This is a genomic window from Ahniella affigens, assembly GCF_003015185.1.
GTDB lineage: Bacteria > Pseudomonadota > Gammaproteobacteria > Xanthomonadales > Ahniellaceae > Ahniella > Ahniella affigens.
Genome location: NZ_CP027860.1, coordinates 5065792 through 5091748, shown reverse-complemented (window position 1 = coordinate 5091748; position 25957 = coordinate 5065792). Strand labels below are relative to the sequence as shown.

The 25957-nt window shown below is 60.4% G+C and carries 21 protein-coding genes; 15 read left to right on the top strand and 6 right to left on the bottom strand.

What is annotated here, in order from left to right:
* Positions 1-113: 113 nt before the first annotated feature.
* Positions 114-2246, bottom strand: coding sequence for a delta-60 repeat domain-containing protein (locus C7S18_RS19675; protein WP_106893164.1), 2133 nt, complete (start codon positions 2244-2246; stop codon positions 114-116).
* Positions 2247-2294: 48 nt separating this feature from the next.
* Complete coding sequence (locus tag C7S18_RS19670) at positions 2295-4205, bottom strand: winged helix-turn-helix domain-containing protein (RefSeq protein WP_106893163.1); 1911 nt, start codon at positions 4203-4205, stop codon at positions 2295-2297.
* Positions 4206-4369: 164 nt separating this feature from the next.
* Here C7S18_RS19670 and C7S18_RS19665 point away from each other — a divergent pair, with 164 nt between their 5' ends.
* From C7S18_RS19665 to C7S18_RS19615, 10 genes are all read left to right on the top strand, one after another.
* Entirely contained in the window at positions 4370-5704 is a 1335-nt protein-coding gene (locus C7S18_RS19665) for a hypothetical protein (protein WP_146152019.1), read from the top strand.
* Between the two features lie 173 nt (positions 5705-5877).
* Complete coding sequence (locus C7S18_RS19660; protein WP_106893161.1) at positions 5878-6381, top strand: DUF5063 domain-containing protein; 504 nt, start codon at positions 5878-5880, stop codon at positions 6379-6381.
* 35 nt (positions 6382-6416) lie between these two features.
* Positions 6417-7001 carry a TetR/AcrR family transcriptional regulator gene (locus C7S18_RS19655; RefSeq protein ID WP_106893160.1) on the top strand — a complete coding sequence of 195 codons (585 nt, stop codon included), beginning with the start codon at positions 6417-6419 and terminating at the stop codon, positions 6999-7001.
* Positions 7002-7102: 101 nt separating this feature from the next.
* Positions 7103-8182, top strand: a complete 1080-nt coding sequence (locus C7S18_RS19650; protein ID WP_106893159.1) for an alkene reductase — start codon at positions 7103-7105, stop codon at positions 8180-8182.
* A gap of 262 nt (positions 8183-8444) precedes the next feature.
* Positions 8445-9587, top strand: a complete 1143-nt coding sequence (locus C7S18_RS19640; protein WP_106893157.1) for an SPFH domain-containing protein — start codon at positions 8445-8447, stop codon at positions 9585-9587.
* A gap of 22 nt (positions 9588-9609) precedes the next feature.
* The gene (locus tag C7S18_RS19635; protein WP_106893156.1) at positions 9610-10926 is read left to right on the top strand and encodes a hypothetical protein; all 1317 of its coding nucleotides are present in this window, start codon (positions 9610-9612) and stop codon (positions 10924-10926) included.
* Positions 10923-11183, top strand: coding sequence for a hypothetical protein (locus C7S18_RS19630; RefSeq protein ID WP_106893155.1), 261 nt, complete (start codon positions 10923-10925; stop codon positions 11181-11183). The genes C7S18_RS19635 and C7S18_RS19630 overlap by 4 nt, the downstream gene beginning before the upstream one ends.
* A gap of 9 nt (positions 11184-11192) precedes the next feature.
* Positions 11193-11630, top strand: coding sequence for a VOC family protein (locus C7S18_RS19625; protein ID WP_106893154.1), 438 nt, complete (start codon positions 11193-11195; stop codon positions 11628-11630).
* Positions 11631-11711: 81 nt separating this feature from the next.
* Positions 11712-12422: a WGR domain-containing protein gene (locus tag C7S18_RS19620; RefSeq protein ID WP_106893153.1), complete on the top strand. Its 711-nt coding sequence runs from the start codon at positions 11712-11714 to the stop codon at positions 12420-12422.
* 186 nt (positions 12423-12608) lie between these two features.
* Complete coding sequence (locus C7S18_RS19615) at positions 12609-14108, top strand: DUF4832 domain-containing protein (protein ID WP_106893152.1); 1500 nt, start codon at positions 12609-12611, stop codon at positions 14106-14108.
* Positions 14109-14416: 308 nt separating this feature from the next.
* Here the strand turns inward: C7S18_RS19615 and C7S18_RS19610 are convergent, their stop codons facing one another.
* Positions 14417-16426, bottom strand: coding sequence for a hypothetical protein (locus tag C7S18_RS19610; RefSeq protein WP_146152018.1), 2010 nt, complete (start codon positions 16424-16426; stop codon positions 14417-14419).
* A gap of 504 nt (positions 16427-16930) precedes the next feature.
* Here C7S18_RS19610 and C7S18_RS19605 point away from each other — a divergent pair.
* Positions 16931-17359, top strand: coding sequence for a YggL 50S ribosome-binding family protein (locus C7S18_RS19605; RefSeq protein ID WP_106893150.1), 429 nt, complete (start codon positions 16931-16933; stop codon positions 17357-17359).
* Between the two features lie 59 nt (positions 17360-17418).
* Here the strand turns inward: C7S18_RS19605 and C7S18_RS19600 are convergent, their stop codons facing one another.
* Both C7S18_RS19600 and C7S18_RS19595 read right to left on the bottom strand, forming a co-directional pair.
* Positions 17419-18162 (bottom strand): hypothetical protein, encoded by a 744-nt coding sequence (locus tag C7S18_RS19600; RefSeq protein ID WP_106893149.1) that lies wholly within the window; start codon positions 18160-18162, stop codon positions 17419-17421.
* A 118-nt stretch (positions 18163-18280) separates the two neighbouring features.
* Positions 18281-19678, bottom strand: a complete 1398-nt coding sequence (locus C7S18_RS19595) for a S41 family peptidase (RefSeq protein ID WP_170113371.1) — start codon at positions 19676-19678, stop codon at positions 18281-18283.
* A 228-nt stretch (positions 19679-19906) separates the two neighbouring features.
* Here C7S18_RS19595 and C7S18_RS19590 point away from each other — a divergent pair, with 228 nt between their 5' ends.
* The 3 genes from C7S18_RS19590 to C7S18_RS19580 all read left to right on the top strand — a co-directional run bounded on the left by C7S18_RS19590 (position 19907) and on the right by C7S18_RS19580 (position 22351).
* The gene (locus C7S18_RS19590; RefSeq protein ID WP_106893147.1) at positions 19907-21277 is read left to right on the top strand and encodes a tetratricopeptide repeat protein; all 1371 of its coding nucleotides are present in this window, start codon (positions 19907-19909) and stop codon (positions 21275-21277) included.
* A gap of 224 nt (positions 21278-21501) precedes the next feature.
* Complete coding sequence (locus C7S18_RS19585) at positions 21502-21915, top strand: hypothetical protein (RefSeq protein ID WP_106893146.1); 414 nt, start codon at positions 21502-21504, stop codon at positions 21913-21915.
* A gap of 103 nt (positions 21916-22018) precedes the next feature.
* A complete protein-coding gene (locus C7S18_RS19580) occupies positions 22019-22351 on the top strand; it encodes a hypothetical protein (protein ID WP_146152017.1) in 333 nt (110 codons plus the stop codon).
* 158 nt (positions 22352-22509) lie between these two features.
* Here C7S18_RS19580 and C7S18_RS19575 read toward each other — a convergent pair whose 3' ends face one another.
* A complete protein-coding gene (locus C7S18_RS19575; RefSeq protein WP_106893144.1) occupies positions 22510-23175 on the bottom strand; it encodes an RNA polymerase sigma factor in 666 nt (221 codons plus the stop codon).
* A gap of 153 nt (positions 23176-23328) precedes the next feature.
* On the opposite strand from C7S18_RS19575, the gene C7S18_RS19570 reads away from it, so the two are divergent.
* Positions 23329-25755, top strand: coding sequence for a serine/threonine-protein kinase (locus C7S18_RS19570; RefSeq protein WP_170113370.1), 2427 nt, complete (start codon positions 23329-23331; stop codon positions 25753-25755).
* Positions 25756-25957: the final 202 nt, after the last annotated feature.

The following is a 25957-nucleotide window of genomic DNA, read 5'->3' as shown; positions in this document are numbered from 1 at the left end:
GGTCGCCCCGGCGCACGGCGCGATCGGGGTGGCTCGCAGTGTCGATGCGGAGGCGCATCGATTGCGCGTCTTCCCTATTCGAATTGGTTCCAATGCCGGTTCCGAATAACCGCTTATTCGAACGAGTCCTTCAGCAGCGGTCCCTGCGTATTTCCGAACACGGCAATACTCTGTCTTGGTTGTCCAAAGGCACTGGAGAACTCACCCAGAATCAATAGGCGGAAACCCGGCAATGGTTGGAGATCAGCTATGGTCCCGCCCGAAACCATGCCGATGAACGCCCTTCTCGACGCCCCAAACAATCCAGATGACGTCATCGCCTCAATACAGCAAGAGCTACCTTCCCATGCTGTTGCGAGGGAGCCATCTTCCTGAATCGCCAAGGCTCGAATCGAGAGGCCATTGTCCTGGTCCCCAAACGGCGTCCAAAGTGGATCACGGCTTCCGTCCAACGGCGAGAGCCGCAAGAGCGTCTTGTCATACGGCGGATTAAACGGCACACCCGCCACGATCAAACTGCCATCGGGGGCCGCACGCATTGACAGTACCCGGCCCGGTGTCGCGCCCGCGGTCCACGTCGAGTCGATTGCCCCGTCCAGGCTGGCCGACAATCGAACCACCCCATTTCGAAAGACATGGTTCACGCGAAAGAAGCTACCCCCGATGTAGATGCGACCGTTGATCGCGACCATCGTAGACACCGCATGATCAAAGCCGATCGACCAACTGGGCAAAGGCGCGCTAGAAGAAGTTGGATACGAGCGGACCGCATAACCCTCATCGGCGCCGCTTTCGACTTGCAGCCCGACGAGTACGCGGTCTGGTAACGCCAAAAGCGCCGTGACTGGGGACGGGACGCCGAGATCAAACGCGGGGTCCAATGTGGCACAGGCGTTCAGGCGCAGCAGATGAGGCAAATTGGACGTTGCCAATAGTGGCGTGAGTCCGCCGACATAGCAATCGCCAGCCGCCGATAAACTCACAGCCGTCGGCACGCTATCCAATGACCACTGATGGTTCGTCATCTGGAGGTTGCCATCAAGGCGCATCAAGAACCGTTGCTCTTGGCCGTTCACGCGAATGAAGTCACCGGCGATCATGAAGCCACCGTCCGGCAAGGCAGTTGCTTGCTGAATCGACGTCCCCGTACGGAGCACCTTTGGAGCCGTACCGATGGTCGAGAGCGTCGAATCGACCCGCGTCAGACCGGGCGTTAGCAGGCCTTTGGTGGTTCGGATTCGTCCGCCAATCAGCGCGCCGTCGGAAACAAACATGATTCGGTGCGAACTTCCCATAACATTGATCGTGCCGGGAAGCGGCGTGCCATTGATGTCGAGTCGACTGATCGTGCCCCGCTCATGGATTCCAATCACGTCCCAGGACATACCGAAGCGCGAGCTGGTTGTGAGCCACAGTTCCCCAGACGGAGCGAGCGCGATGTGATCGACGACGCCACTCACCGTCGTAACGACTGGTGTACCTGGGAGACCGTCAGGCGCCAACCGTCGGAAGCGTTGGGCCCATCCATCGGTATTGTCGTACGTCATGATCCATGCGCCACCATCCGGCGCAAGTGTCGCCGTGCTGATGCTCGAAATGTCGGTGGGGCGGTCATAAATCCAGATCGTCGCGCCGTTGTCGGAAAACAGGGCGACTCGGTAATAGTCTAAGAGCATCACCTTGTGCTTATCCGGTGACGTCTCGAATGTGGCGCTGTGGAATTCTTCCCAGCTTCCAAATCCCGCAATGGGATCGCTGCTCCCAGCAGGATACCGCCAGACGCGGCCATCATTGATCAGCAAATCGCCGTTTGCCAGCGCTGCGAGATCACTCACTGCTTCGAACTGCGAGGCGGTCCAATTGTCGAGCACAGGTGCGCCCGGACCGGGGCTCAGCAAGGCGAGAAAGAATCGCGGCACGCCGTTGACACGAGAGAAATCGCCACCAATGTAAACCGAGCCGTCGGGCCGCACGTCGAGCGCCCTCACGTCGCCGTTTACCGGCATCGACCACTCGGTGTCCAATGTGCCGTCGGCATGCAGACGTGCCAGGTTGGACCTCGGGACGCCATCTATTTCGGTGAAGCGACCGCCGATCAGGAAACTGCCGTCGGAAAGTTGGACGTGATCCATGATCTCGCCCCCGCGCCGGAAATCGAAGCTGCCTGGCAGCAACGTGACCTGTGCCAGCGCGAGCGAAGGAGCCAGCGCAACGAGCGCGATGAGTATGAGAATCAGTCGTTTCATGGCAACAGCAACGCGGAATTGTGTCGCCGAAACGATCAAGACAGGAACTCAATTGCTCCCTGTGGCCCAAGCGTCACGCGGAATGGCCTCAATCCGACAAGTCGAAAAGCGCAACAGGTTGGGGTAGGGCGGGTCGGGCCGGCAGGTGCTGTGCGTGCCGTTGATCACCGCTTCCAACGCAGCGGCATCTTCGCGCAGATACGTGTCGTCGACGCCACTGCTACGGGCGGCTGCGAGAAGCGTGCGCGCTGCAGTCAAGTCGCCCGCGGTCTGCGCCGTCCAAGCGTCGGCCAATTGGTAGGCGCTGGCGTGACCGAGTTGGTCCAACGTGCGCCGGTCCAGATCGCCCAGAAAGCGGCCAGCAGGAAGGATCAATCCCAGGCGGGCGTTATAGACCTCCAGCCACAGGCGGAAGTCCGTGGACAAGTACAAGCTCGCCGCGCTTTCCAGCAAGCTCTCGGCAGCTTGCCGGTCACCCTGATCAAGTGCGAGCTGAGCTCGCATGGCGAGAACCTCGGGTAATTGTGCTTCCAGTGTCGTGTTCCGACGGATCAGTGTGGCGGCTTGCAGCAGTCTGGAATCCGCATCCATCTGACGGCGGTAAAATGCAAACGTTGCGGCACTGATGCGCGCGCTCAGTTCACCGCGCACATTGTTGCTGAGCACGGCCTGTGCCGCGGCCTCGTCCATCAGTGCGATCGCCGCTTCGACTCGGCCTGCGGTCCATGCCAGTCGCCCGCGCAGCGCCAGGCCGTATTCCGCTGGCGCCGCGGTCAGGGCGCCACGGTCCAGAGCCTCGGCAACCGCTTCGGCGTCGCCCAGTGCGGCCCGGTCCGCCAACGCGGTCATGATCAAGTCGGCGGGGATGCCGTGATCAGGAATGCGCTGGAGCGCCGCGAGGGCCGGACCGTGACGGCGCAGCCCCATCGCCTGATGGGCGATCCGCAGTTGCAGACGCCAGGCCCCCGGGCGCATGGCGACCATCGCAACCATGGTCGGCGTGCCGCCATCGCCCCTCGTTTCGACATCGGCCGACAATTGCGCCAGCAGGCGGACATAGGGCGTCGTGGCGGCGCCCAGTCGGGTTGCGACCTCGGCCTGTAGCCCGGGATCGACGGGCTGCAGCTTTCTGGCCTGAAAGTAGGCCAGCAATGCGCCCGGGACCGGGGTTGTCGGATCGGAATCGTGCGCCACCCGAAGCAGCACCATCCCGCGCGCAACATCGCCATGGTCGACGGCGTTACTGGCTTCGCGCAGCAGGTCGGCGGTGCCCGGCTGCGCTGTATCCAGGTCTTCCATTGTGATCGCGAAGCCGGAGAAGACAGTTGCTGCTGGATCCGATGGCAACAGCATGTCTGAGTCGAAGGCCGATCTGGATCCATCGTTCGAAGCCATCCACAGGGCGAGTGACACGACGAACAGAAGCGCCCCCATCGCCAACCAAAGGCGCCAGGCCGGACGCGCGGGCGTTTCGGTTTGCGCATCGAGCGGACGGACCGTCGCCTCGTTGACCGCGTCTTGCAATGGCACGGCGAGCCGGCTTTGGCTCGGTAACGATGCCGCATCAACCGGAGCTTCGATTTCGACCACCGACGCATCCAAACGCACGCCGCGACCGCGCAGCGTGACCACAGCGTGGCCGTAAGGTCCGAGCGTCTCACGCAGTCTGCCGATCAGCTTGGTCAGGGCGTCGTCCGAAACGGTCTGACGTGGCCAGAGGGCGTCGAACAGCTGTTGGCGGAGCACCAGCAAGCCCGGCGACCGGCACAACACCGCCAGCAAATTGAGGACGAGTGGTCCGGCCGCGGCATCGACCCCATCGATCAACAGGCGCCCACGCCCCAACTCAAACCGAACGCCGTCAAAGGCGTACCCGAAAGGCTGCGCGGCGCGAGGCGCGGCAGGGGTGGGATCAACATTGCTCACGAATGTCCTTGTCGCGATGGTCAGTCGCCCCATGCGGCAGCTCGTTGCTGCCGCCCAAGTCCTGATCTAAGTCCAAATCCTACCTCGATTTTTCTGCCGTGTCCGGTTGCTGTCCGGTTGCTGTCGGCTTCAGGTCAGGCGCAATCTTGGTCGGGTAGCGACCATGCGTCTTCCTCCTTCGACCTTGGAACATGCGCATGTCTGGTTTCGCCCTTCGCTGGTTTGCCGTCCTTGTCCTGCTCGTTGCGGCGCCGCTTGCCCGCTCGCAAACGCCATCGCCCCTGGATCTGGACCGAAGCTTTGGCACCGATGGCTTGGTGTCGGTCCCCCAAGCCACCGGCGCAATGCCCGGAAGCCTGTCCCTCGGCTTTGTTCAATTGCCGGCGTCGGGGACCTACCTCCTATTCTCGGCGCAGGTGTTCAGTGGTACGCCCCGGATTGTCTGCAGCCGAATCCAGGCCAACGGCGCGCTCGACACGAGTTTCGGCACGAACGGCAGCATTGCCTACGCGCTGCCGATTCCGGATGGCGTGGTCGGCGGCGCCGTGGATCAGATCCAGACGCGCGCGGTCGTCGTCGTGCAAGGCGGGGCCGAGATCGTCCACTTTGTCTACAAGTTCAGCGTCAATTTCGTTGCAGTGGCGCGCTTTGCCACAGACGGCAGCCTGCTCGGTTTCACATCGAGCAATATGCCGACGCATTTTGCGGGCGGCGTCGGCGCCTTGCGCGATGTCTTGGCTTTGCCGAACGTCCGGCCCGGGTTCAATGGTTTGCTGATGGCGGTGCAGGGCCAGGGCGGCGAAGTCGACCGCGCGGCCTTGATCAAGTACGAAGGCAGTCAGTTCTTCGAGGGCTTCAGTGCGTCTTTCAGTAATCTCGACTTGCGCGTCTTCCGTATCGCGATGCGTCCAGATGGCAAGATCGACGCGCTCGGTACGGCCGCCGCCAAGGCGCTTTACGTACCCTATGACCCGGCTGCAAATGTCGTTGGATCACAGCGCTTCTTTGACCTTCATTGCAGCACCAGCACGGCGTCAGCATCGGTGCTCGACGACATCGTCCGCGACGCGCCGTTGACCAATGAGCCGCTGCTGATTGGCCGGGCCCGATGCACGGGCGGCGATTTGGAGGTGATCGCGGCGCGGGTGTCTTCGATCGACACCGCGCCGACCCCGAGTGGCCACCTCCGGCTCAGCATCAATCCCGGCGCGTGCGACACGTTGACGATCCAATGCGCAACGATGGCCATGGCGTCGCAAGGTCAATCAGGCCGAATCTACGTCGGCACGCCGGCGTTCGAGCTGGCGTTTGTCGACATTCATCCCGGCACCGGCGCGCCGCAACTTGCCGCGCGCTATTCGATGCAGGTCAGCAACAACAGTGGTTCGCTGCTGGTGTGGCCGACGCGCAGCTTTGGTTGGTATCAGGGCTACCCATTGCTCACCGGCGTCGGCGTTTCGAACAACAGCGTATCGTTTGGCATGTCACGCGTAATCGTTGGGACGCTGCTTTCAGACGGCTTCGAGAACTGACTTCGCCTCGTTGCACAGCGTAGTTGGACAACTTGCACCGCTTGTCTGTCGCAGATTGAGTGTTTGGTTTTCCCCAAGAACGAGTATTTACAAAAGGGATTCCAGCGACAACATTCTCTGGCGATACCATTGCCCGCTTACCGCAGCGATCGTTGATTGAGGCTGGAGCGTGAATGTCGCCGATTGACCAATTCGAAAGCGAGGCCCGGCGCTATTGCCATTGGGCAAATGGCGCGGACGGAACTGACATGTCTGTGTACAGCGCGCTGGTACGAGTCAGTGCGCTGTATCACGCGGCGTTGTTGTTGCAGCTGACGGCGGAACCGCTGCATAACGAGCAGCATGACGACGATGCGACCTTGGCGTTGGAAGATGCTGAAATGGCCAGCGTCGTGGCGCGCACGCGCCTATTGCCCATCGGGTATTACGGCATTGTATTCGATCCGCTTGAAGTGCCACCCGAGCAGCCGGTCATTGGCGATGTCTGCGATGATCTTCAAGACATCTACCGTGATGTTGCAGACGGATTGAGACACTACGATCACGGCCGAATAGCCGCCGCATTTTGGGAGTGGACGTTCAGCTTTCGCACGCATTGGGGAGACCATGCGACGGGAGCGCTCCGTGCACTTCATGCCTATTGGGATGCGACACATTTGCTCACAGAGGGGTACTAGACGACTGGTCTAATTCTTGTTCTAATACCCTCGACATGAACACCCGCCACGACAACACGCGTCAGCACATCCTCGACACCGGCCACCGGATCATCGTCGGCAAGGGCTTTTCGAGTGTTGGTCTGAACGAGATTTTGAGTTCGGCGGGTGTGCCGAAAGGCTCGTTCTATCACTACTTTCCGTCGAAGGAGCAGTTCGGGCAGGCGCTCCTCCAGGACTACTTCGACCACTACCTCGCCATGCTGGATGCGGCGTTTGCTGACGAGTCGCTTACGGCGAATCAGCGCTTGATGCGCTACTGGCAGGGCTGGGTCGATGGCCAGGGCGCACGCTGCAACGAGGCAAAGTGCCTGGTCGTCAAGCTGGGCGGCGAAGTCGCGGACTTGTCCGAGCCCATGCGCATGACGCTCCGCGACGGCACCGAACAGATCGTCCAACGCATTGCCCGGCAGATCGAACTTGGGATCCAGGACGGCTCGATTCCTGAGCTCGATCCCAAAGCAACAGCCCACATGCTGTATCCACTCTGGTTAGGCGCAAGTCTGCTGGGCAAGCTCAATCGTAACCCCGAGGCGTTGAACAACGCGCTGGCTTTTACCCGCCAGATCCTGACGTCATAGCCCTCAGATGATCCCTTCCACCCGTCGCCACCGCGACTTTTTCTGCCCCTAAATACTAGCCGACCGGTCTAATATTACCCACATTCCCTGAAAGGACTGCCATGACTACCTTGTTTGATCCGACCCAAATTGGCGACTTGACCCTGACCAACCGAATCGTCATGGCGCCGCTCACTCGCAATCGAGCGTTGCCGGGAAACATTCCCGGCCCGCTGACCGTTGAGTACTACCGTCAGCGCGCGACCGCCGGCTTGATCATTACCGAAGCCAGCCCGATCAGCGCTACTGCCCAGGGCTATCTCGACACCCCGGGCATCTGGAATGACACACAGATCGACGCCTGGAAAAAGGTGACCGACGCGGTTCACGCCGAGGGCGGCAAGATTGTCATTCAGCTGTGGCATGTTGGCCGTATTTCGCATACGTCACTGCTGCCAGCAGGCGAGGTCCCGGTCTCGTCGACAAACCGCGCCGCGGTGGCGAAGACCTTTACGAAGCAAGGCTTCGAGCCGGTCTCCACGCCAAGAGCGCTGCGCGATGACGAAATTCCCGGCCTGATCAACGATTATCGTCGCGCGGCCCGCAATGCGATCACCGCTGGATTCGACGGCGTCGAAATCCACGCCGCCAACACGTATCTGTTGGAGCAGTTCCTCCGCGATAGCGTGAACGACCGCACCGGGCGCTATGGCGGCAGCATCGAAAACCGCGCGCGTCTGATCATCGAGGTCACCCAAGCCATCGTCGACGAGATTGGCGCCGGCCGAACCGGCATCCGGCTGAGCCCCATGACGTCGTTCACCGCACCGCTGGACAGCACACCACAACAAACCTACGGTTACGTGGTCGCGCAACTGGCCACATTTGGGCTTGCGTACTTGCATGTGATCGAAGGCGAAACCGGTGGCACGCGTGAACCCAACGCGCCGCGCTTTGATTACGACGCGTTGCGCCAAGCCTTCAAGGGGCCTTGGTTGGTCAACAACGGCTATAGCGCTCAGTTGGCCACTGCGACGATCGCCGATGGCAAGGCCGATCTGATCGCGTTCGGTCGCTCGTTCATCAGCAATCCTGATCTGGTGCGCCGCTTGAAAGAGGGCGCGGTTCTGAACGAATTGCGCGCAAATCTGTTGTATGGCGGCGGCGCCGAAGGCTACACCGACTATCCGGCGTTGGCCTGAGCCAACGGCCTGCCCGCGTGCCAGGCGAGCTGCGAACGTGGTCAGCATCGCTGAGGGCCAAGGACGGCCCATTCAAAATCGACCATGGCAGCCAATTTTCAGGGCGTGCGAGGTCAGCTTGCTGGTAGTCAAGCCTTGGAATCTGGGGCTGCCTGCGACATCGTCAAAAAACGCATGACGGGAATCGCCGTAGCGGTCGGGGGCTGTATAGTCTCGACCCATGCCGGGCATGAGGTCCGGCCAAGCGCCACGGAGAACGATCATGGGTCTGATTCAAGCAGTTGCGGGTTCGGTTGGCGGCGTGCTCGCCGACCAATGGAAGGACTTCTACACCGTGCCGAACGGATTGCCGGCCACGGCTGCCGTGTTTGCGGCTGTGCCTCAGGGCACCAATGCCGGGCGTGGGTCCAATACCAAGGGCTCGTCGAACATCATCAGCAATGGCTCCAAGATTGTGGTGCCCGAGGGCTACGGGTTGCTGTTGCTGCAGGATGGTGCCATCACGGGCTTTGTGGCCGAGCCGGGTGGCTATGAGTGGCGATCCGACGATCTGAACTCGAAGTCCATCTTCGCTGGCGATGGTCTGGTCGATTCTCTGATCAAGCAGAGCTGGGAACGCTTCAAGTTTGGCGGCCAGCCGGGTTCGCAGCAGGCGGCGTTCTTCGTGTCGCTCAAGGAACTGCCAGACAACCGCTTTGGCACGCAGTCTGAGATCTACTGGGACGACGGCTTCCTGAACACGCAAGTCGGCGCCGTCACGCGCGGGTCGTACACGATGAAGATCGTCGATCCCATCCTGTTCGTGAAGAACTTCGTGCCGGCCGCCTATCTGCAGCCCGGCAAGGTGTTTGACTTCACCGATCTCGACAACGCTGCGGCCAGCCAGTTGTTCAATGAAGTGGTGAGCTCGCTGGCGCCGGCGTTCAGTCTTTACACGAACGACCCGAGCAAGAACAACCGCATCACCAAGCTGCAGCAGGACTCGATCGGCTTTGCCAAGAGCCTGTCGGCGGCGGTCGAAAATGCCTACCAATGGAAGACCGATCGCGGCCTCGCCATCGTCAAGACGGCCATCGTGTCGATCGAATACGATGCGAACACCAAGGAACTGCTGAAGACGGTGCAGCGCGCCGATGCGTTGTCGGGCGCGCGCGGCAACTCGAATCTGCAGGCCAGCGTCGCTGCGGGCATCCAGGCGGCTGGCGAGAACAGCGGCGCAGCCGGTCTCGTCGGAATCGGCATGGCCAGTGGCATGATGGGCGGCGTCGCCGGCATCCAGCAGCCCGTCACACCGGCCGCTGAAGACCCCATCGCCAAGTTGAAGAAGGCCAAGGAAATGCTGGACCTGGGTCTGATCACCCAGGCCGACTACGATACCCTCAAGGCCAAAGCGCTAGGCTTGTAAGCAACAAACGGGGCCCATCACCATGTCAAAACCGAGCAATCCGCCGCCACCGCCGCTGCCGCCCTACAGCGGCCCCGGATCGCCACAGGATGTGCCACCCCAGCCAGGCAGCTCGCCGATCGATCCGGCGACGCTGCCAAAGCCCATTCGTGACGAATTGCTCGCGCCCGACCCGGTTGCGATTGACACCGAGTCCGCCGAGCTCAAGGACGGTCAGAACCACTGTCCGAAGTGCGGCGCCACCGACATTCGGCACAAGCCTGGCAGCGATCTGCTGATCTGCTTGTTTTGCCGCAACGAGTGGCAAGGCCAGCGCGTCGAGGAAGAATTCGGCCTCGGCGTGGGCATCGACCAACTGAAAGGCCGCGTCATTGCATCGGGCGCTCGCAATATTGCGGCCGATGTCGCCGACTTGATGAGCTTCAAGTGCACCGGCTGCGGTGCCGAGGTGACCGTCAACACGCAGAGTTCGATGACGGCGCGCTGCCATTGGTGTCGACATGTGTTCGGCGTCAACGAGCAAGTCGCGAACGGTGCGGTGCCAGATGCCGTGTTGCCGTTCCACATCAAAAAGGACGACGCCGTCGCGCGCATCCGCCAATTCGTCGACAAGCGCCGGCTCTTTGCGCTGAAAGCTTTCAAGGAACAGTTCACGCCAGAAAACGTCGTGGGTGTCTACCTGCCTTACATGGTCATCGACGGCAATGTCAGCGCCGATGTGTCCGGCCAAGGCGAAGTTGAGACGCGCCGCTACACCACCGGCAGCGGCAACGACAAGAAGACGTACTACGATGCCGACGTCTATCAGGTGGATCGCCACGTCGACTTCACGGTCGACGATCTGACGATCGAATCGTCCGCCGATCGCGGCAACCTGGATACGCGCGCCAATACGAACAACATCATCAATACCATCCTGCCGTTCGACACCAAGAATGCGGTGAAGTGGAACGCGTCCTATCTCGCGGGCTTCAGTTCCGAAAAGCGCGATCGCGATGTCGATCACTTGCAGCCGCGTTTGGAAGACCAGCTCCTGTCGATCGCGCGCGCACAAGTCCGGCAATCGGTCAATCGATACGACCGCGGCGTGCGCTGGGAGCGCGAGCGCCTCGTTGTGCATGGCACGCGCTGGGTCTCGATGTATTTGCCGGTGTGGCTGTATTCGTACCACCAACCGGGCAGCAACGGCGGCATGCTGCACTACATTGCGGTCAATGGCCGCACCGGCGAGACGATGGGCAGTGTGCCCGTGCAACAGTGGAAGCTGTTGCTGGCAGCGCTGACCGTTGGCACGATTCTCGAAGGCATTGCATTGGCGATTGTGGGGAGTAATCTGTGAGCGACGACAGTGGACTATGGTTATTGCTAGCCGGCCCAGCCGGTGCCACGGGTCTGTACTGGTTTCTCTACCGGTACTACCGCAACACCGATAAGTCGCACAGCTTTGAGCACGAGACTGCGGTCGAAGCCAAGCCCATCACGGGCTCGGAGCGCAAAGTGTCTGAAGTCAAAGGCACGCAAAAGACACGCATTCAAGGCGACAATGTCAATGACTACCGTAAACGCGTGCAACGGGTCCCAAGCGATAGCGGATAAGGTCGAATCATGACAATCGTTCGGATGGACAATGTGAGCATCGTGGTGGAAGACCTCGATGCAACGATCTCGTTCTTTGTCGAACTCGGCATGATCCTCGAAGGTCGAATGATGGTCGACGAAGAATGGGCCGGGCGCGTTACGGGCGTCCGCGACCAGAAAGTCGAAATCGCGATGCTGCGCACGCCAGATGGCCACAGCCGGATCGAGCTGTCGCACTTCCACGCGCCCGCCATGGCGTCGGATCATCGGCTCGCGCCCGTCAATTCGCTGGGCTATTTGCGCGTGATGTTTGCCGTGACCGATCTCGACGACACCCTGGCGCGCCTGCGCCAGTTCGGCGCCACCATCGTGGATGAAGTCGTCAACTATCGAGATGTTTACCGGCTGTGTTACATCCGTGGGCCCGAAGGCATCTTGCTTGGCTTGGCGCAGCAACTCAAGTAGGTGCCGGTTCCTGGCCGGTCTGCCCAAGGTCGGTCGTCCTGACGGCATACAGCACTTCATCCACGAACGCGGCCTCACCAAATGAAGCGAACTTTCTATCTGCAGGACGATCAATCCAACAAGTTTTGGAACATCGAATGCCGTGGCAATACGATCATTACCGAAAACGGTCGGATTGGCGCCAAGCCCAGATTGACGCAAAAAAACTTTGAAAGCCCCGACGCTGCGTTGCGCGCGGTTGCGCGCGACATTCATGAGAAGCGCAAAAAGGGTTACCTTGAAGGCGACGCGTCCAGCCTGCCACCCCATTCAAAACGATTGCCGCCACGGCTCGTACGCATCAACCACGATGACTACAAGGCGCGCTACGTCGGCAAGCTGAAGGACGGCTCACAGTTCTTTCTGACCTTTCCCTTCGAGCCGCGACTTGAAGGTCGCAAGGGCGGCAACTACATCGCTCTGTACCGATTCGATGAATATGGCGCGTTGCTTGAGGCAGAGATCTTCGACGAGAAGCAGGAAGGGCTCACGACGGAATCGGCTGTCGACGCGTTCACCGAACGCTTGTTGGAGCGCCTGGGGCCACACACCTTCCAGGACATCTCGGTGACACCCTTTAGTGTCAGCGCTTTCGGCTTGGAATTCGGGCTGATCTTTGATCCAGGCGATGACGATACCGACGACGCCGGTGAAGACGACGACGATGACGATGACCCATCGATCTGGGTGACCGTGGAGCCTGGAAACTACATGGCCTTCTATCCGCCGTGGGATGGCGAGTACGACACCTGACTTGAAACCCCCACATGCCGCACGCGCCGGTTCGCCGCGGCCGCGTCGATACAAAAAGGGCTTTGATCAATACCTAGGTTCAAGCCGGCCACGCGTAGGCTTTATTGACGACGTTACGGTTCATTGGCGCTCAAGTGTGCCGATCATCCCGGTTCTCGACTTGTGCCCTGTGCTGGAATCCGTGCGATGGCACAGCATCGAAGCGACAATCAAATCAGCATGAAAATTCTGCGGGCAATCCTGACCAGCGCGTTGGTCCTCAGTGCCAATGTGGCCGGCTCAGCTGTATTTCTGCCGCCCCGAACGAGCGACGATGTGTCGAATCCACACAAGGGTTTCATGCTCTGGGGCACGACGTTTGCAGCCGATGGCGGAACCGACAACTTCTACGGAACACGGATTTTTCATGTCTACGTACCTTGGCGGGAGGTGGAACCGTTCGATCAGAGTTTCGACTGGTCGGGCTTCGAACAGCGTCATCTGGCGCCGATCCAGGCCGTATATCCGGACGCGACTTTCGTGCTCCGCTTGGTCGCTGACTATCCTGATGGCCCAGCCAGCGGCATCAGTCAGTACTACTCAGGCGGCCAGTTGGAGCGAGACTATCCCTTGTTCCTCGAGCAAGCGCCCTTCAACATTGTCGGAACCGACTACACCAGTTGCAATGGAGATGGCCCAGGTCGGGCTCCGGCGTGGAATCATCCGAACATGTTGACGCAAATGGAGCAACTGATCGATGCATTCGCAGCGCGGTATGACGGCGACGCTCGAGTCACCGCCATACAAATCGGCCTATTGGGACTTTGGGGCGAGTGGCACCAGACCGGATGCGAGTCTCTGGAACCGAGTAGTTCGACCAAGCAAGCGATCCGTGACCACTACGCACAGGCTTTCGTGCAGACGCCGATGCAAACCCGATATCCCCGGGCTACGGACGTCGGCAATACCGAATTTGGCTTTCACGAAGACTACTTTCCGTCCTTTACCGGCGCGTGTGCGTTGTTCTCGCCCGCAATGCCATTGTGCGATGACAGCGGCGATTGGAACATGGAATGGGCGATCGCCAACCAATCGCCGGGCGCTCGTGACAACTGGCAGCAGAATCCCGTTTCCGGTGAGAGCCCGTTGGCCAGCCAAAAGAACGTCTGGGTGAGCCGCCAGGCTGACATCGAGACATTGATACGGCAGTACCACTTCAGCGTTCTTGGACCGGCGGGCAAGCATGAGGAACCCGGGTTTGCGACTGCGCTGGCGAGCATTCGCCGCGCGCTTGGCTACAATCTGCATTTAGATCGGCTGGAATTGCCCGACCCGATTCATGCTGGCAGTCCAATTCCGGTGACCGTCGCTCTTGCCAACACCGGCAGTGCGCCAATCTATTGGCAATATGAGCTGCAACTTGAACTAGTCGACACGAGCGGTGTTACCCGCTGGAGTACCCGATTTGCCGATGATTTGCGTGCGCTGCATCCCGGTGCGCCATTAACGCTGCAAGCCACTGCTCTCGTGCCTGCCGATCTGGCACCTGGGACCTATTCGCTGCGCGCCAGCTTGCCGGCCAGGGCGACGAATCGACCGCAAATCCAGCTTCAGAGTGGGGGTCGGGATGCCTCGGGCAGAGTGATACTTGGCAACGTCGCCGTTGTCGCTGCAGAGCTCCCGTTGTTTGCGCACGGGTTTGAGTGATTCCCGTGCTATTTGCGGGACACGACACGAGTGACCGCGGCAGCGTCCAGGTGAGCAGGCGCTCCAAGGGTCAGAGAGCTGCTGATGCCGCCAAGAGTATCTGAGAATTCAAGTCGGACCGACTCAAAGTTGCCTTGGTAGCCTCTGAACAAGTTCAGAGGCGACGCGGGGCCATGGCTGGCCCGTCCAGAATCAAGCACACAAGTGCGTGATTCTGGAGCACTGAGTCCGGACCTCGGCCTTCGCCGGGACAGGCGGCCGGACACAGTGCGGGTCTGAAAGTCCAGGATGGCCTGATTCAGACTCCCCTAGTTTGCCTCCACCGAAATCGTGTAGCTTGCCGCCAACCCATAGAAGCCGCTCCAGATCGCCGACGTTTCGACGTAGTAAACGGTGTAGGGCCCGTTATGCGAGATCTGATCCGAAAGCAGGAGCGGATTGGTGGCCTCATGGGTGCCGATCAAGTCAATGGGACCGTACGGGTAGTTGGTCTGCCGATACAGACGGATGCGCGACCGGTCTGCACCGTTGCCCGTTACGCGCACCTGAACGGGCACGCTAGGGCCGACTGCAAACGCCGTCCAATCCACGTCGCCTTCCTGATGGAAGTTGTGATCCTGCGGCGCACCAGCATAGAGCGCCACAAACTGCTCGCGACTGTTGTCGGCTTCGTACGAATCAGCCGCTACGGGGACTTGCTGTGTGGTGGCAGTCAGCACGTAGCTCGTGTTGTTCCCGCTGTAGGCGCCTTGCAGACGCGTTTCCAAGAAATACACATGGATACTCGGCGAGACCGGCGAGTCGACGTTCAGCGACAACGCTTGGCAAGGTCCCGCGGTCGACGTTACCAGCTCACGTGTCCCGTTTGGATAGTCGGGGTGACGGTACAGGGTCATACTGCAGGTACCGAAGTTGCTCCCTACCATCGATAGATTGATTCGAGTCCCGTTGCCGACCGCGAAGGCGGTCCAATCCTGGTCGTTGTACAGATGAAAGGTGTGCGTTTGCGGTTGATCGGCGTACAACGCCTTGTAGGTTTCCGGGGTATTGTCAAACTCGTAGTTGTCGACGTACACCTGTGCCTCGGCGGTGAAGCGAATGGTATGCCGGTACTGCGGCAAACCCGGCTTGTATGCCGTGAGCGTGTGCACGCCAGGGCTCAGATTGCTGATCGGGGTGGCGACTGGCGCCCCATCCAATTCGAGCGCAAAACCACCCGGCGCGGTCACCGCAACATTGAGCGGGAGATTGCTGTTGACGACACTCCCGAAGGTTGGCGACGTAATGGTGACAGCCTGCGTGCTGGTCGGTACTGCGGCCTGCATCCACGTGCCAATTAGACCCGTGTCGGCGGACGTAAAGCGTCGAAAGAACGGCGTCAGATAGGGATAGGGAACGCTGACCGAACCCTCAAAGATATGCACGCCGATTGGCGTTGTGTTGCCCGAAACGCCGAGAAAAGCCGGGCCGCCGACGTCCAACGGAAAAGGAGCGGGCGGGAAGGGATCATTGACATAAGTGTAGTCAATGCGTGCGAGCCCGTTCTGGTCCGAAACGACCGGGCCGGACTTGCAGGTGAAATAGTTTTGAAACTTGCCTTCCACAGAAGCCGATCGGAATGGCTGCCCAGATACATAAAGCGGACTATCCTGAGCCTGCACGCCCGAGGTGCCTGGGCCTGTTTGCATCAAGCCCAGTCCCACCAAAGTGTTCGAACCGGAGCCAGCCACATTGACGGTGTGGACATCGTAGTATGCGGACGGTGCGCTGGATGTGCCTTCGATCAGGCACGCATTCCCTTGGAAACCATTCCAAATCGAGCCGCCACTGAGCGCGAAGTTGGGTGCGACAAAAAACGCTGAACCAATCAAACCGCCGCCGCTGCCGCATCGACCCGCATAGACGGCAATGTTCTTGCCGCGTACAGTACAGGCCCAAGAGTTGCCCGAAGGCGTATCCTTGCCCTTGGAATCGGCTAGCGACAGGACATCGCTGACATCACTTACATCGATCGGTGCCAATAAGGCGTCATCCGGCTTCAGTGCGACAAAGGTTGGCGCCGTTTGAACTGCGCATTGTGCGTTGCCATCCAGTGCAAACCGGTCCACATGAACAACCTCGCCATCGCGAACTTGCACCGACCGCGAGACCCGCAAAGTGTTCTGCAACACCACATCCTTCAGCAAATTGGCCGGACATTCGCGCAAGACAGGCTGCGGCGCAGCCTCGACCGAAACCAGTGGACCCGCGGGGCGCGCATCGACTGTCGCGCTAGCGAGTATCGCCAACACCATCACACTCACATGTCTCTGTTTCATAGGGTTCTCAAGTGCTCCGAAAGTGCCCGCCGCGGACCCATTCCGGGGTGGCTACGGGTCTACGCGGAATTCTTTGCGTCGGACGATCACGACCGACCAGCGTGAGCAATCCCATGCAACGATCAGATCGACCAGTGCGTGAGCGTTCGGTGCCTCAGATTGCTTGCGATGCAATCGCCCGATTGTTCTGGATCCCGACGTGCCGCACAGTGCGAAAGCCGTCGGGGCAAAACAGGCCCCGTTGTTCTAGGTAGGCTTCGATTTGTCCAATTCGGCGCTATCCCCACTCGGAGCAAGTCCCAGGTGACGAGAGATGAACCCGGATCATTGGCAAATCGATTCTTCTCACAAGCCCAAGCGGCAGAATTGCCACAAACGAGACACTTGCGATTCGTCGCCCCGGACTTGATCCAAGACGGGGTTCAAATTGGCTACCATCTCGTGGGACGACTTAAGCGCGTCGTCACCTCGCCGAACGCCGCTCGAAGAACAGCAACGATGAGAATGAACCAACGAACGCCACCCCGCCGAAGCCGGGTCCGCCGGCTCCGAAAAAAACTATACGTCGACGAGTTCCAAGTCCTGGGATTTGAGCTCAAACTGCAACGCCAAGAGAATGAGTCGGCCGATGCAGACAACGCGTTTTGGAATGATTTCCTTCGCGAAGCGATCGAATCATCAGGCCTGACCTACGGTGGCGCCGATGATGGCTTTGTCGTGCCCCAAAGCCGTCGAAGTGCAACTGAGGCCGATCGGCATTGGGTTGCTGCGTGGCTTCAATCGCGACCCGACGTCGAACACTTCGAGGTTGGCCCGCTCATTGACGCGACATACGCACCCGAGGACGTCCGCGATCTGTACGTGCCAGATGTGGTGCGGCCATACCAGAAGCTGGTAGCAGGCTGGCGGAAGCGGCGCGGTCCCTCCAATTGAACAATCGTTCAGCGGCAAGCACAAACCGAGCAATGGATTCAGGCCGGCGGCCGTGCCTATCAATCATCCGAAAGTTCGGGATCAACGTGCCCAAAGCCAATTCCGTTGACCACGCCGGTGTTGGGGTTAATGCGGACATCCCAAAGCAACCCCTTGCCGCCTTGCAGGGACCATTCACAAACGATGTCCGAGTCGCTCAGTCCAATCGACGATGTCTCCGTCAACCGGGCATTGCGGACTTGGTCAAGAAAATCGTCGAGATCACCCCCGGCGGCCTCGTTGTCTTCAATTGGCGGCAAGTCGCTGACTATCCTCAAGGATCGCTGCCAGCGCCATAGCGCACGCTGCACGGATTCAATGTTCTCGGCACTGATGCCGTCATCCGCACGAAAGAATGCGGCAGGCGACATGTCTGTACAGTCGACGCCCGCAACCCGAAACGCGAACAGTCGGTATTGAGTCACCGCGTCATAGCCATTGAGATCTGGAGGGCGCCCATTTTTCGCCACATCGATGTCGGCAACGTCCACCTGGCACAGGGCCGGTGTCACTGGGATCGGTTCCTGGAAGTCGAGGCGATATTCATACACATCCCCCTGCATCCGAAACCGGGAATGCTGCACAAGCCAGATCGAGGGCGGTTGCCCTCGCTCAGCTTCGGGCGCGTCTGCAGAAGTCGCGACGCGCGCAGTGTCGCCGGCACGTGCAACCGACGACGCCAATGCTACAAAGAGGGCAAGCAGCATCGACAAAGCGATGCGGCCGTGCCAGTCAGGTTGGGTCGAAATGTGAGTGCTCATCATCGGTCCTTACCCATCGAGCGGTAGCGACTCGGTCAGCCAAAGCGAGGTTCCGGCCCAGCAATCGAGCCGACTCTGATTGCGAACATACCGGAACCGTCAGGCACATGACCACCGCCCGTCATTCGGTCTGCTGTCGGACCCAATCCAGCGCCAGCGCCAGTACCGCATCGTGCCCATCTCGCCCGTGCGGGCTGACCAACACATGATCGGGCACGACGCCGCGCGGGGCAGGGTCCCGATTCGGTCGGAGGATACGAGCCTTGGGGTAGCCCACCACAATGCCGGTGTGCGGCAGCGTGAACTGTTCCATCGCGCCAAGCGTGCTCGCGAGGTCAGAGGTCTCTTCACCGAGCAAGGTGCCGAACTTGTAGTCCTGAATCACTGCGGCGACGTTCGTGGCATTCGAGTATGTGTGGCGATTGATCAGCACGTACACCTTGCCTCGGAAGCGATCACCAGGACGCGGCGCAACTTCTGGGATCGGATAGACCACTACGTCACCCGTTTGCTTGCCAACAAACAGCTTGGCCATATCAGCCGACGCGCCGCCAGCATCCGCCGGTGCGCTGTCCAGTCTCGCTTGATTGGAGGCGGTAGTCTGCGGGCTGACTTTGATTTCGAAACCGGGGCTGAAGCGGAAGGGTTGGGTCGCAAACCAGGCCAGCATCAAATCGCTGAACGAGTTGTCGCCGCCAGGGTTGTCGCGCAGATCGATGATCAACGTGTCGGCGTTCTTGGCGATCAGGTCCTGAAACGAGGCATCGATAAACGTCCGAAAGGCCGTCGTGCTCCAGGGCGTTTCGGCTTCCGGCCGATCGTCATAAAACGGACCAGGTTTGAGATAGCCGGTGGTTGCATTGAGCAACCGGAATTCACGAGATGCCGGCGCTGCTTGGTCAGCAGGAGTTGTGGCTGCCGCCAAAATCTCGGCCCGACAGCGGCTCGCCACGGTGACGCTTGCAACGTGCCCGTCGCTTCGGCGGACTTGCAACGCCACGCCATCCACATCGCCGTGCGCGAGCCAGGCCAACATGGGTAGCAAGCGCTCCATCTGTGCATAACGCATGTAGTCGGTATCGGCCGACACCAACGCACCGAGGTTGTTGAGCCAGGACAGGGCGGCATGTCCATCCACGCTGATCACCTCGTCACCGGGCGCGAGGCCCGCGACCGGCATCGCGAGCTCCCAGACATACACCCGGCCGTCGTCGACCCGCAGAAACAACGGGAGCGCACGGCCACCGGCATCCCGGTAGGCGGACCAGCGCGCAAATGGCAGGTCGATCCGGGCGTGCGCCACCTGCACCTTTGCGACAACGCGCTGAAAATAGAGCTCGGCTGCGGTTCGGGTCAGTGGCCGATCGATCCCATGCATCGCCTCGGCAAACGCTTGGTCGAGCGCAGCTTTCGACTGGCGCGCGTACAGATCGACATGCGCTTCCTGAAGACCCGCGTGAAGCGCGGCCAAGTCTGACCGTAAGTCTTCGGCGCGGAATGTGGGCGATTCGGCATCCATTCCCTGGGGCGGTTCTGGGCAGGCTACGACCGGCGGCCTGGTCGCGCTGCAGGCGAGCAACCCCAATACCAGCACCAAACACCCTCCCGCTTGAAATCCCTGTTGACGCATTCGATCCCTCTCTTGTCATGCCGACACCACGCCGGCTTGCCTGCAGTGTCGGTGCTCGCCATGCTATTCCACCATGAGCAAACCCTCCTGCTTTGCTGACGATCTTCTTCCCAAGTCATGACTGCAATGAATTCAGAGCCTTGGCCCGAGCGGGTGGTGGCCGGCCCATGGCGCGCTGAGCGTGACCTGGGTGAGCTTCGCGGCCCCGCGGGCAATCAGCGGTTGGAACCCAAGGTCATGGATCTCTTTTGTCTGCTTGCCAACGAGCCAGGGCGCGTCTGGACTCGGGAGCAACTGATGGCCACGCTGTGGCCCGGACTGGTCGTTGGTGACGACAGCCTCGCCCGGACGGTGTCAAAGTTGCGGCAGGCACTGGGCGATGACGCCCGAGCGCCACAGTGGATCGAAACCATCGCCAAGCGCGGCTATCGATGGATCCCGGTGGTTGAATCCATCGTAACCATGGCGCCGCCAACCAAAGCGGTCGTGCAGCCGGACGCTGAGCCGACCGAATCCGTCGCGCGCGCTTACCACCGTCCGCAATATTGGTCGAAACTGACGATCGGACTGGCATTGGTGATCGGTCTCACGGTTTTGGCTTGGCTGTGGTCCGAGCGGACCCGACACACCCGCGAAGGCGGAACCCAAACCAGTGCCGACAACGAGCGCCTCCTGGTTCGCGCCGACGATCACTACTTTCAGTTCGACCGTGCCGACAACGAAGCGGCGCTGGAGCTCTACCAACGGGTGTTGAATGTCGACCCCGAAAACCCCGCGGCCCTCGCGGGGCTCGCCAATGCGCTCACGCAACGAGCGATCCGTTGGCCGACCCCACCCGGTGCGACGGCCATCGAATATCGTCGCCTGGCCGACGCGCTGAAGGCAGGTCATATGGCCGAAGAGCCCGCCCGCAGCCAATTGCGACGCGCGCGCGAACTCGCCGAGGCGGCCGTGCAACGCGCACCGAACGCCGCAGCAGCGCATAAAGCACTGGGTTTGGTGCTCAGTGCGCAGGGCAATCTGGACCAGGGACTGATCGAGCACCAGCGCGCCATCGAACTGGACCCACAAGCGTGGCCCGCGATGATCAATCTCGCCGACGTCCTGACCCAACTTGATCGCAACGACGAAGCCCGCCATTGGTTCGAACAGGCCTATGCGGCCATGGATCAAGACTATGCGGAGAACCCCGCCCAAGTGCAGCACTGGCAGGAAGCGCTCGGCATTCTGATCGGTGACCGCTATCGAAATGCTGGCGACTGGCGCCAAGCCGAATCCTGGTATCGCCGAGTATTAACCATCGCGCCACTCGATCCTGAGGCGACCGGCGGTCTCGCCGCCGTGTTGATCGCCGGTGGTGATCCGGAAGCGGCGACCCGATTATGTGACGAGCTGACTGCCCGCATCGGTCATCATGGTGAGTGTCCGAAGACTGCGGCTAGTGCCGAGGGCCGCAATGGTCCCAATTCAGCCGATCCGCTCGAGTAAATCACCGGCAAGCATGAATTCGGCGTCGAATTATCCGCGCAAACGGGTCTTGCTCGGCGGCCCCCGACACTTGTTTCAACCCACATACCCAACAACCATGGTGGGGAATGCAAAGAGCGCTCTCAGGAACCCGTATGCCGTTCTATCGGTGCACTATTCGATCCCCGCTGCCGATTCACTCCGCAATAGCCGCGCTGCGCCACCATACTGGGCCCCGAATGACGATGGCGCGTCAGTTCGCAACACTGGGCGAGCCGCCAAGACCGCATGAGTGGTTCTATGGGGAGGTCTCGGACACAGCGTTCACGATGACCCGGGCCTACCGCTATCGAGCTGACTCGCTGCCCATCATCCGCGGCGTCGTCAGCGCGACGGAGTCAGGGTCCGAGGCTCGGGTCACTATCACTCCGGATCTATTGACCGCCGTCTTCTGGGTTGCTTTTCTGACCTGCACGACGATTGTTGCCCTGAGTCAGCGAGACGTCGCCACTACTGATCATTGGTATCAGCCTCACGCGGTTCTGCTGATGCCACTCGTTGTTTTGATCGTGATGTCGCTGAAGTTCTGCATGGAGGTCGCCACGGCCAAACGCATGCTTAGGGAGGCATTGGCGTCGACGCCGAGCGAGCGAGACTGAACCATACCGCGGCCCCTTGCTGCCCAGATCAGCCAGTCGGGATCAAGACCAGGAATCTTACCCACAGACGCTGCTGGCAAGGCGCATCGAACTCCAGGCGACCGTGCTGCGCGATCGCAGAATGGAAGGCCACCCGCAATCAAGCTGCCTGCGCGTTTCGCCGATCACGCTACTGACCGAACTCATGACCTATCGCACGATTCGAAATGCTCTCGTCACCGTTGCAGTCCTGCTGCTCGGAGTCGTCGTACTGCTGTCGGTCTTGGCAGGGCCGGACCTCGACGATATTGCAAGTGAACCTGCGCAGAACAAGAGCGCCTCGTCATGCTCTACGAGCGAAACCAGCTCGGATCGCGCAGGCGTGACCACCGCACCGACACGTTGCACAGCCGCCCGCATCAGAAGCCCACGATGCAACCTTGCCACCTCTGCCTGAGAGCGAGATCCGCTCGCGCTCGAATCGAATAGCGTTCTCGCCGATTGCACCAATGCGACCTGCTGGTCGTCGCCTGAGTAAGCACTTCGGCTCCGCCAGATGCCATGCGTCGGCTCGCAATACTTCCGATCTCCCTCATCTATTTGCGGGACAAGATACTAAGCCCGTCGAAGCGTGCTCAGAAGGCCTTGCAACTCGACATCAAGGTTTTCGGGATCGCTCAGCAACTCCCCGATCTCCGAACGCAGCTGCGCCTTGAAGCGGACCCTCAGTCGCTTCAGACGCTGAGTAAGTGTGTTCGGCGTCAGACTGAGTTGTTCTGCCACCTGCTTCAGATCACCGTGTCCGCTATCTGCAAACAGCATGGGCAACAGCGCGAGTTGCGCCGGGTCTTCTTGCAGCGACGCCTTCAGGTGTTCCTCTGCACGGTGGACCAGAATCTGCGCGAAGCGCAACTCGAAGATCTGCTCTGGCCCAGGCGCAGGCGCCGATGACTCGGCGGCGGAATCGTCCGCTTGCCAATTCGGATCATGTTCCACGCTGAAGCGCTCATGATGACGCGCACCGAACCGCTGCAGTAGCACTCGCAAAAAGGTGCGAAAGCTGGCGGTACCCGCATCGGCTCGTGTCCACCACGCCGATTCAATCGACTCCGTCAGAAATTGCTGGGTGAGATCCTCGGCCACCTCCGGGCGGAAACGTGCTCGGAAATAGGCCACGATCGCTGGGCGATAGGAACGCGCCAGCGCTTCCCAAGCCACGCGACTTTGGTCCGGGTCGGCAGCAGCAACCAGGAGGCTCCAGCGGGTGGATGGAAAGTGCATCGGGCGCCCCCGTAAAGAAATCCAACGAATCCTGTCACATTTGTACCGTCAGGCGTAATAGGTTGAATACAGGGGATGCGGCGGCCCGTAGGCAAGGCGCCACCATCCAGACTGTGCAACCGAAAATGTGCTGTCGCACTCAGGAATCGCAACATGAATTCTAATCCGTCCATCCACCCGACCGCGGCCTTGGACACGCAAGACCTCAAGCACCCACTTGACGCCCTCCGACTCGCGTCGATTTTGTCCCTGGCAAAATCAGACGACACATGGGACCCAATGATCCTGCCGGATCTCAGTGATCCGACGCAGGCTGATTTTGGCGCTTATCAATTGTTGGAATTGATCGGCCAGGGCGGCATGGGTCTCGTTTACCGGGCGTTGCAGAAGTCGCTGAATCGAGAGGTGGCCCTGAAGTTGCTCGGCCCAACGGCGCTGAGTCTGGCGGGCTCACGCGAGCGCTTCCTGACCGAGGCACGCCACGCCGCCACGTTGAACCACCCAAACATTCTGCCCGTATTGGAAGTCGGCAGTCATGCGGGTATCGATTTTCTCAGCATGCCCTTGGCGCGCGGTGAAACACTCGCCCATCGCTGTCGCCTTGGCGCTCTGGCGCCGAAGGAAGCGCTGCAGTTGATGATTCCGATCACTGAGGCCATCGACTATGCCCATCGGCTAGGGCTCCTTCATCTCGACCTGAAACCGGCCAACATTCTGATCGACGAGCACGGTCAACCACTGGTTGCCGACTTCGGCCTGGCGCGACCCATGGATGAACGTGGGCAAGTGCTCGCCCAAGAAGTGTCGGGGACACCCGGCTTTATGGCGCCAGAGCAAGTACTGATCAAAGAGTTTCGCCTGTCGCGGAGCACCGATGTCTACGCGCTCGGCGCCATCTTGTACCGCCTCGTCAGCGGCCGCTCGGCGCATGGTAGCGGCGATGCCCGTACCATCATGCAACGAGTGCTGGCCGGAAACGTCGAACCGCTGCAGCACATCGCTGGCATGCCGGCCGATCTTGCTGCGATCTGTGCCAAAGCCATGGCTTGGCGGCAGGAAGATCGTTACGAGACCGCCGCGGTCATGCTGGATGACCTGCGGCGCTTTCAGGCAGGACTCGACATCAGCGCACGTCGACCGGGTATCGCCGAACGGGCTATGCGTTGGCTTCGGCGAGAGCCTGCGCTGGCATCCCTCAGTGGCGCGTTGCTGCTCGCGGGCGTCGGACTCGCCGGAACCTTCGGCTGGATGTGGACCCAGCAGCGGGCTTTGGATCAAACCACTTGGCAAATCGCCGCCATGGCGCTTGAGAGCGACAGCGCGATTCTGCCGATACCGATGTTGAACTACGATGCCGACGTGCTGGTCCCCGTGTCACCGTGCATGGCCGCGGGCCGGTGCCCGCGATCGGTGTTCGACTGGATGTTCTTAGGCGACGGCGACGAGAATAAGGCAATTCAGGACCGAGTCCTCGCGGGCATCGAGCAAGGGCTGCTGCAACCAGATGCGCTGGGATTTCAGCACGAGCGCCTACAAAGGCTGCACGATCGATTCGTCTACTATCGAGACAGTCGGCTGCTGCAGCACCATGTTGACGCCTTCGCAGCCGATGCCAGCGTTCTGGGTTTGATCACGGCCGCGAATAGGCGATCACCGGGCGGCTACGCCACGGTCGTCCAACAATTCGATCTGTATGTGGTCAACGAACAGATCAATGGTGCGACCCCGCCCAAGGTCATGCCCGCGCAACAACTGTTCGAGCAGGCCATGAGTCGTCGGCGCGAGGAATGGGAATTCTATGTCGTCGCGAAATTCTGCAACGTCGACGTCGAACCTTGCCTCAGTGCGCGTCGGGACTTTGCGAATCGGGCGCCCGACAATGCTGTCGCCGACCTATTGCAACTGCCCGATAGCATCCAAAGTGAACCGGGCAATCCGATTTTCCGGCCGGAATGGGATGCCATCGTTCTGGCTGCGAGTCAGAAGGCGCGATTCGAGCAAACCTATCCAGAAGTGTTGCCGGCTGCCTTGGATTTGGCGGCGCGCGTCAAGAGCAAGCTGGCGCCGACAGACGCGATCACCACCGCGTTTCTTGCGCGCTCGGCCTATGCGAGTCTCGGCGACAGTCTGTTGCACCGCTTGGGCGCTTACTGCCGAATCAGTGCCATGACCCGTGATCGGGCCGATATCGAGACGGCCTGTGCGCAACTATTCCAGTTGGCAACCAAGCAGGATCCGCGTTTTCTGCGCGATGCCACGGTAGCCCGTTGCTACTTGCTGCACTACTTGCCAGAGGGCGAGGCGCGCAGCATCGTGCAGGATGAGTTTCGCCAGCTCAGCTGGCTGACCAACGCGCGCCACTACATTGCGCCCGGGCGCGACGACGACGCGTTATGGTTGCAGCGCACACCGACCGACGGGTCACTCGGCTACGTCAAACAGGCGATCGACGCGCAGGGCATTCCGACCGAGCCGCCTGCCGGCTTTCAACCGTTTGAGCCGCTGCCTTGGCGCGATGCAAACGGCCAGCGCATCGCGTATGCACCGCCGCAAAACATGTCGGCTTGCGGGGCACTATGACACGCTCGATCAAATCGAACGCTTCGTCCTTTCGCAATCAACGCTGATTGAATGTCTGCACAAAGAATCGTCGCACACGCTATTCGGTGTGCGACGCCGCGTGCCCGCGCTTGCAAACTTCACCCGGCAGCACAAATATTTCCACCAACGTGATCTCTGTCTTAATGGCAACGCGTATGTCCAAGTGAGCCCGGAAATACGG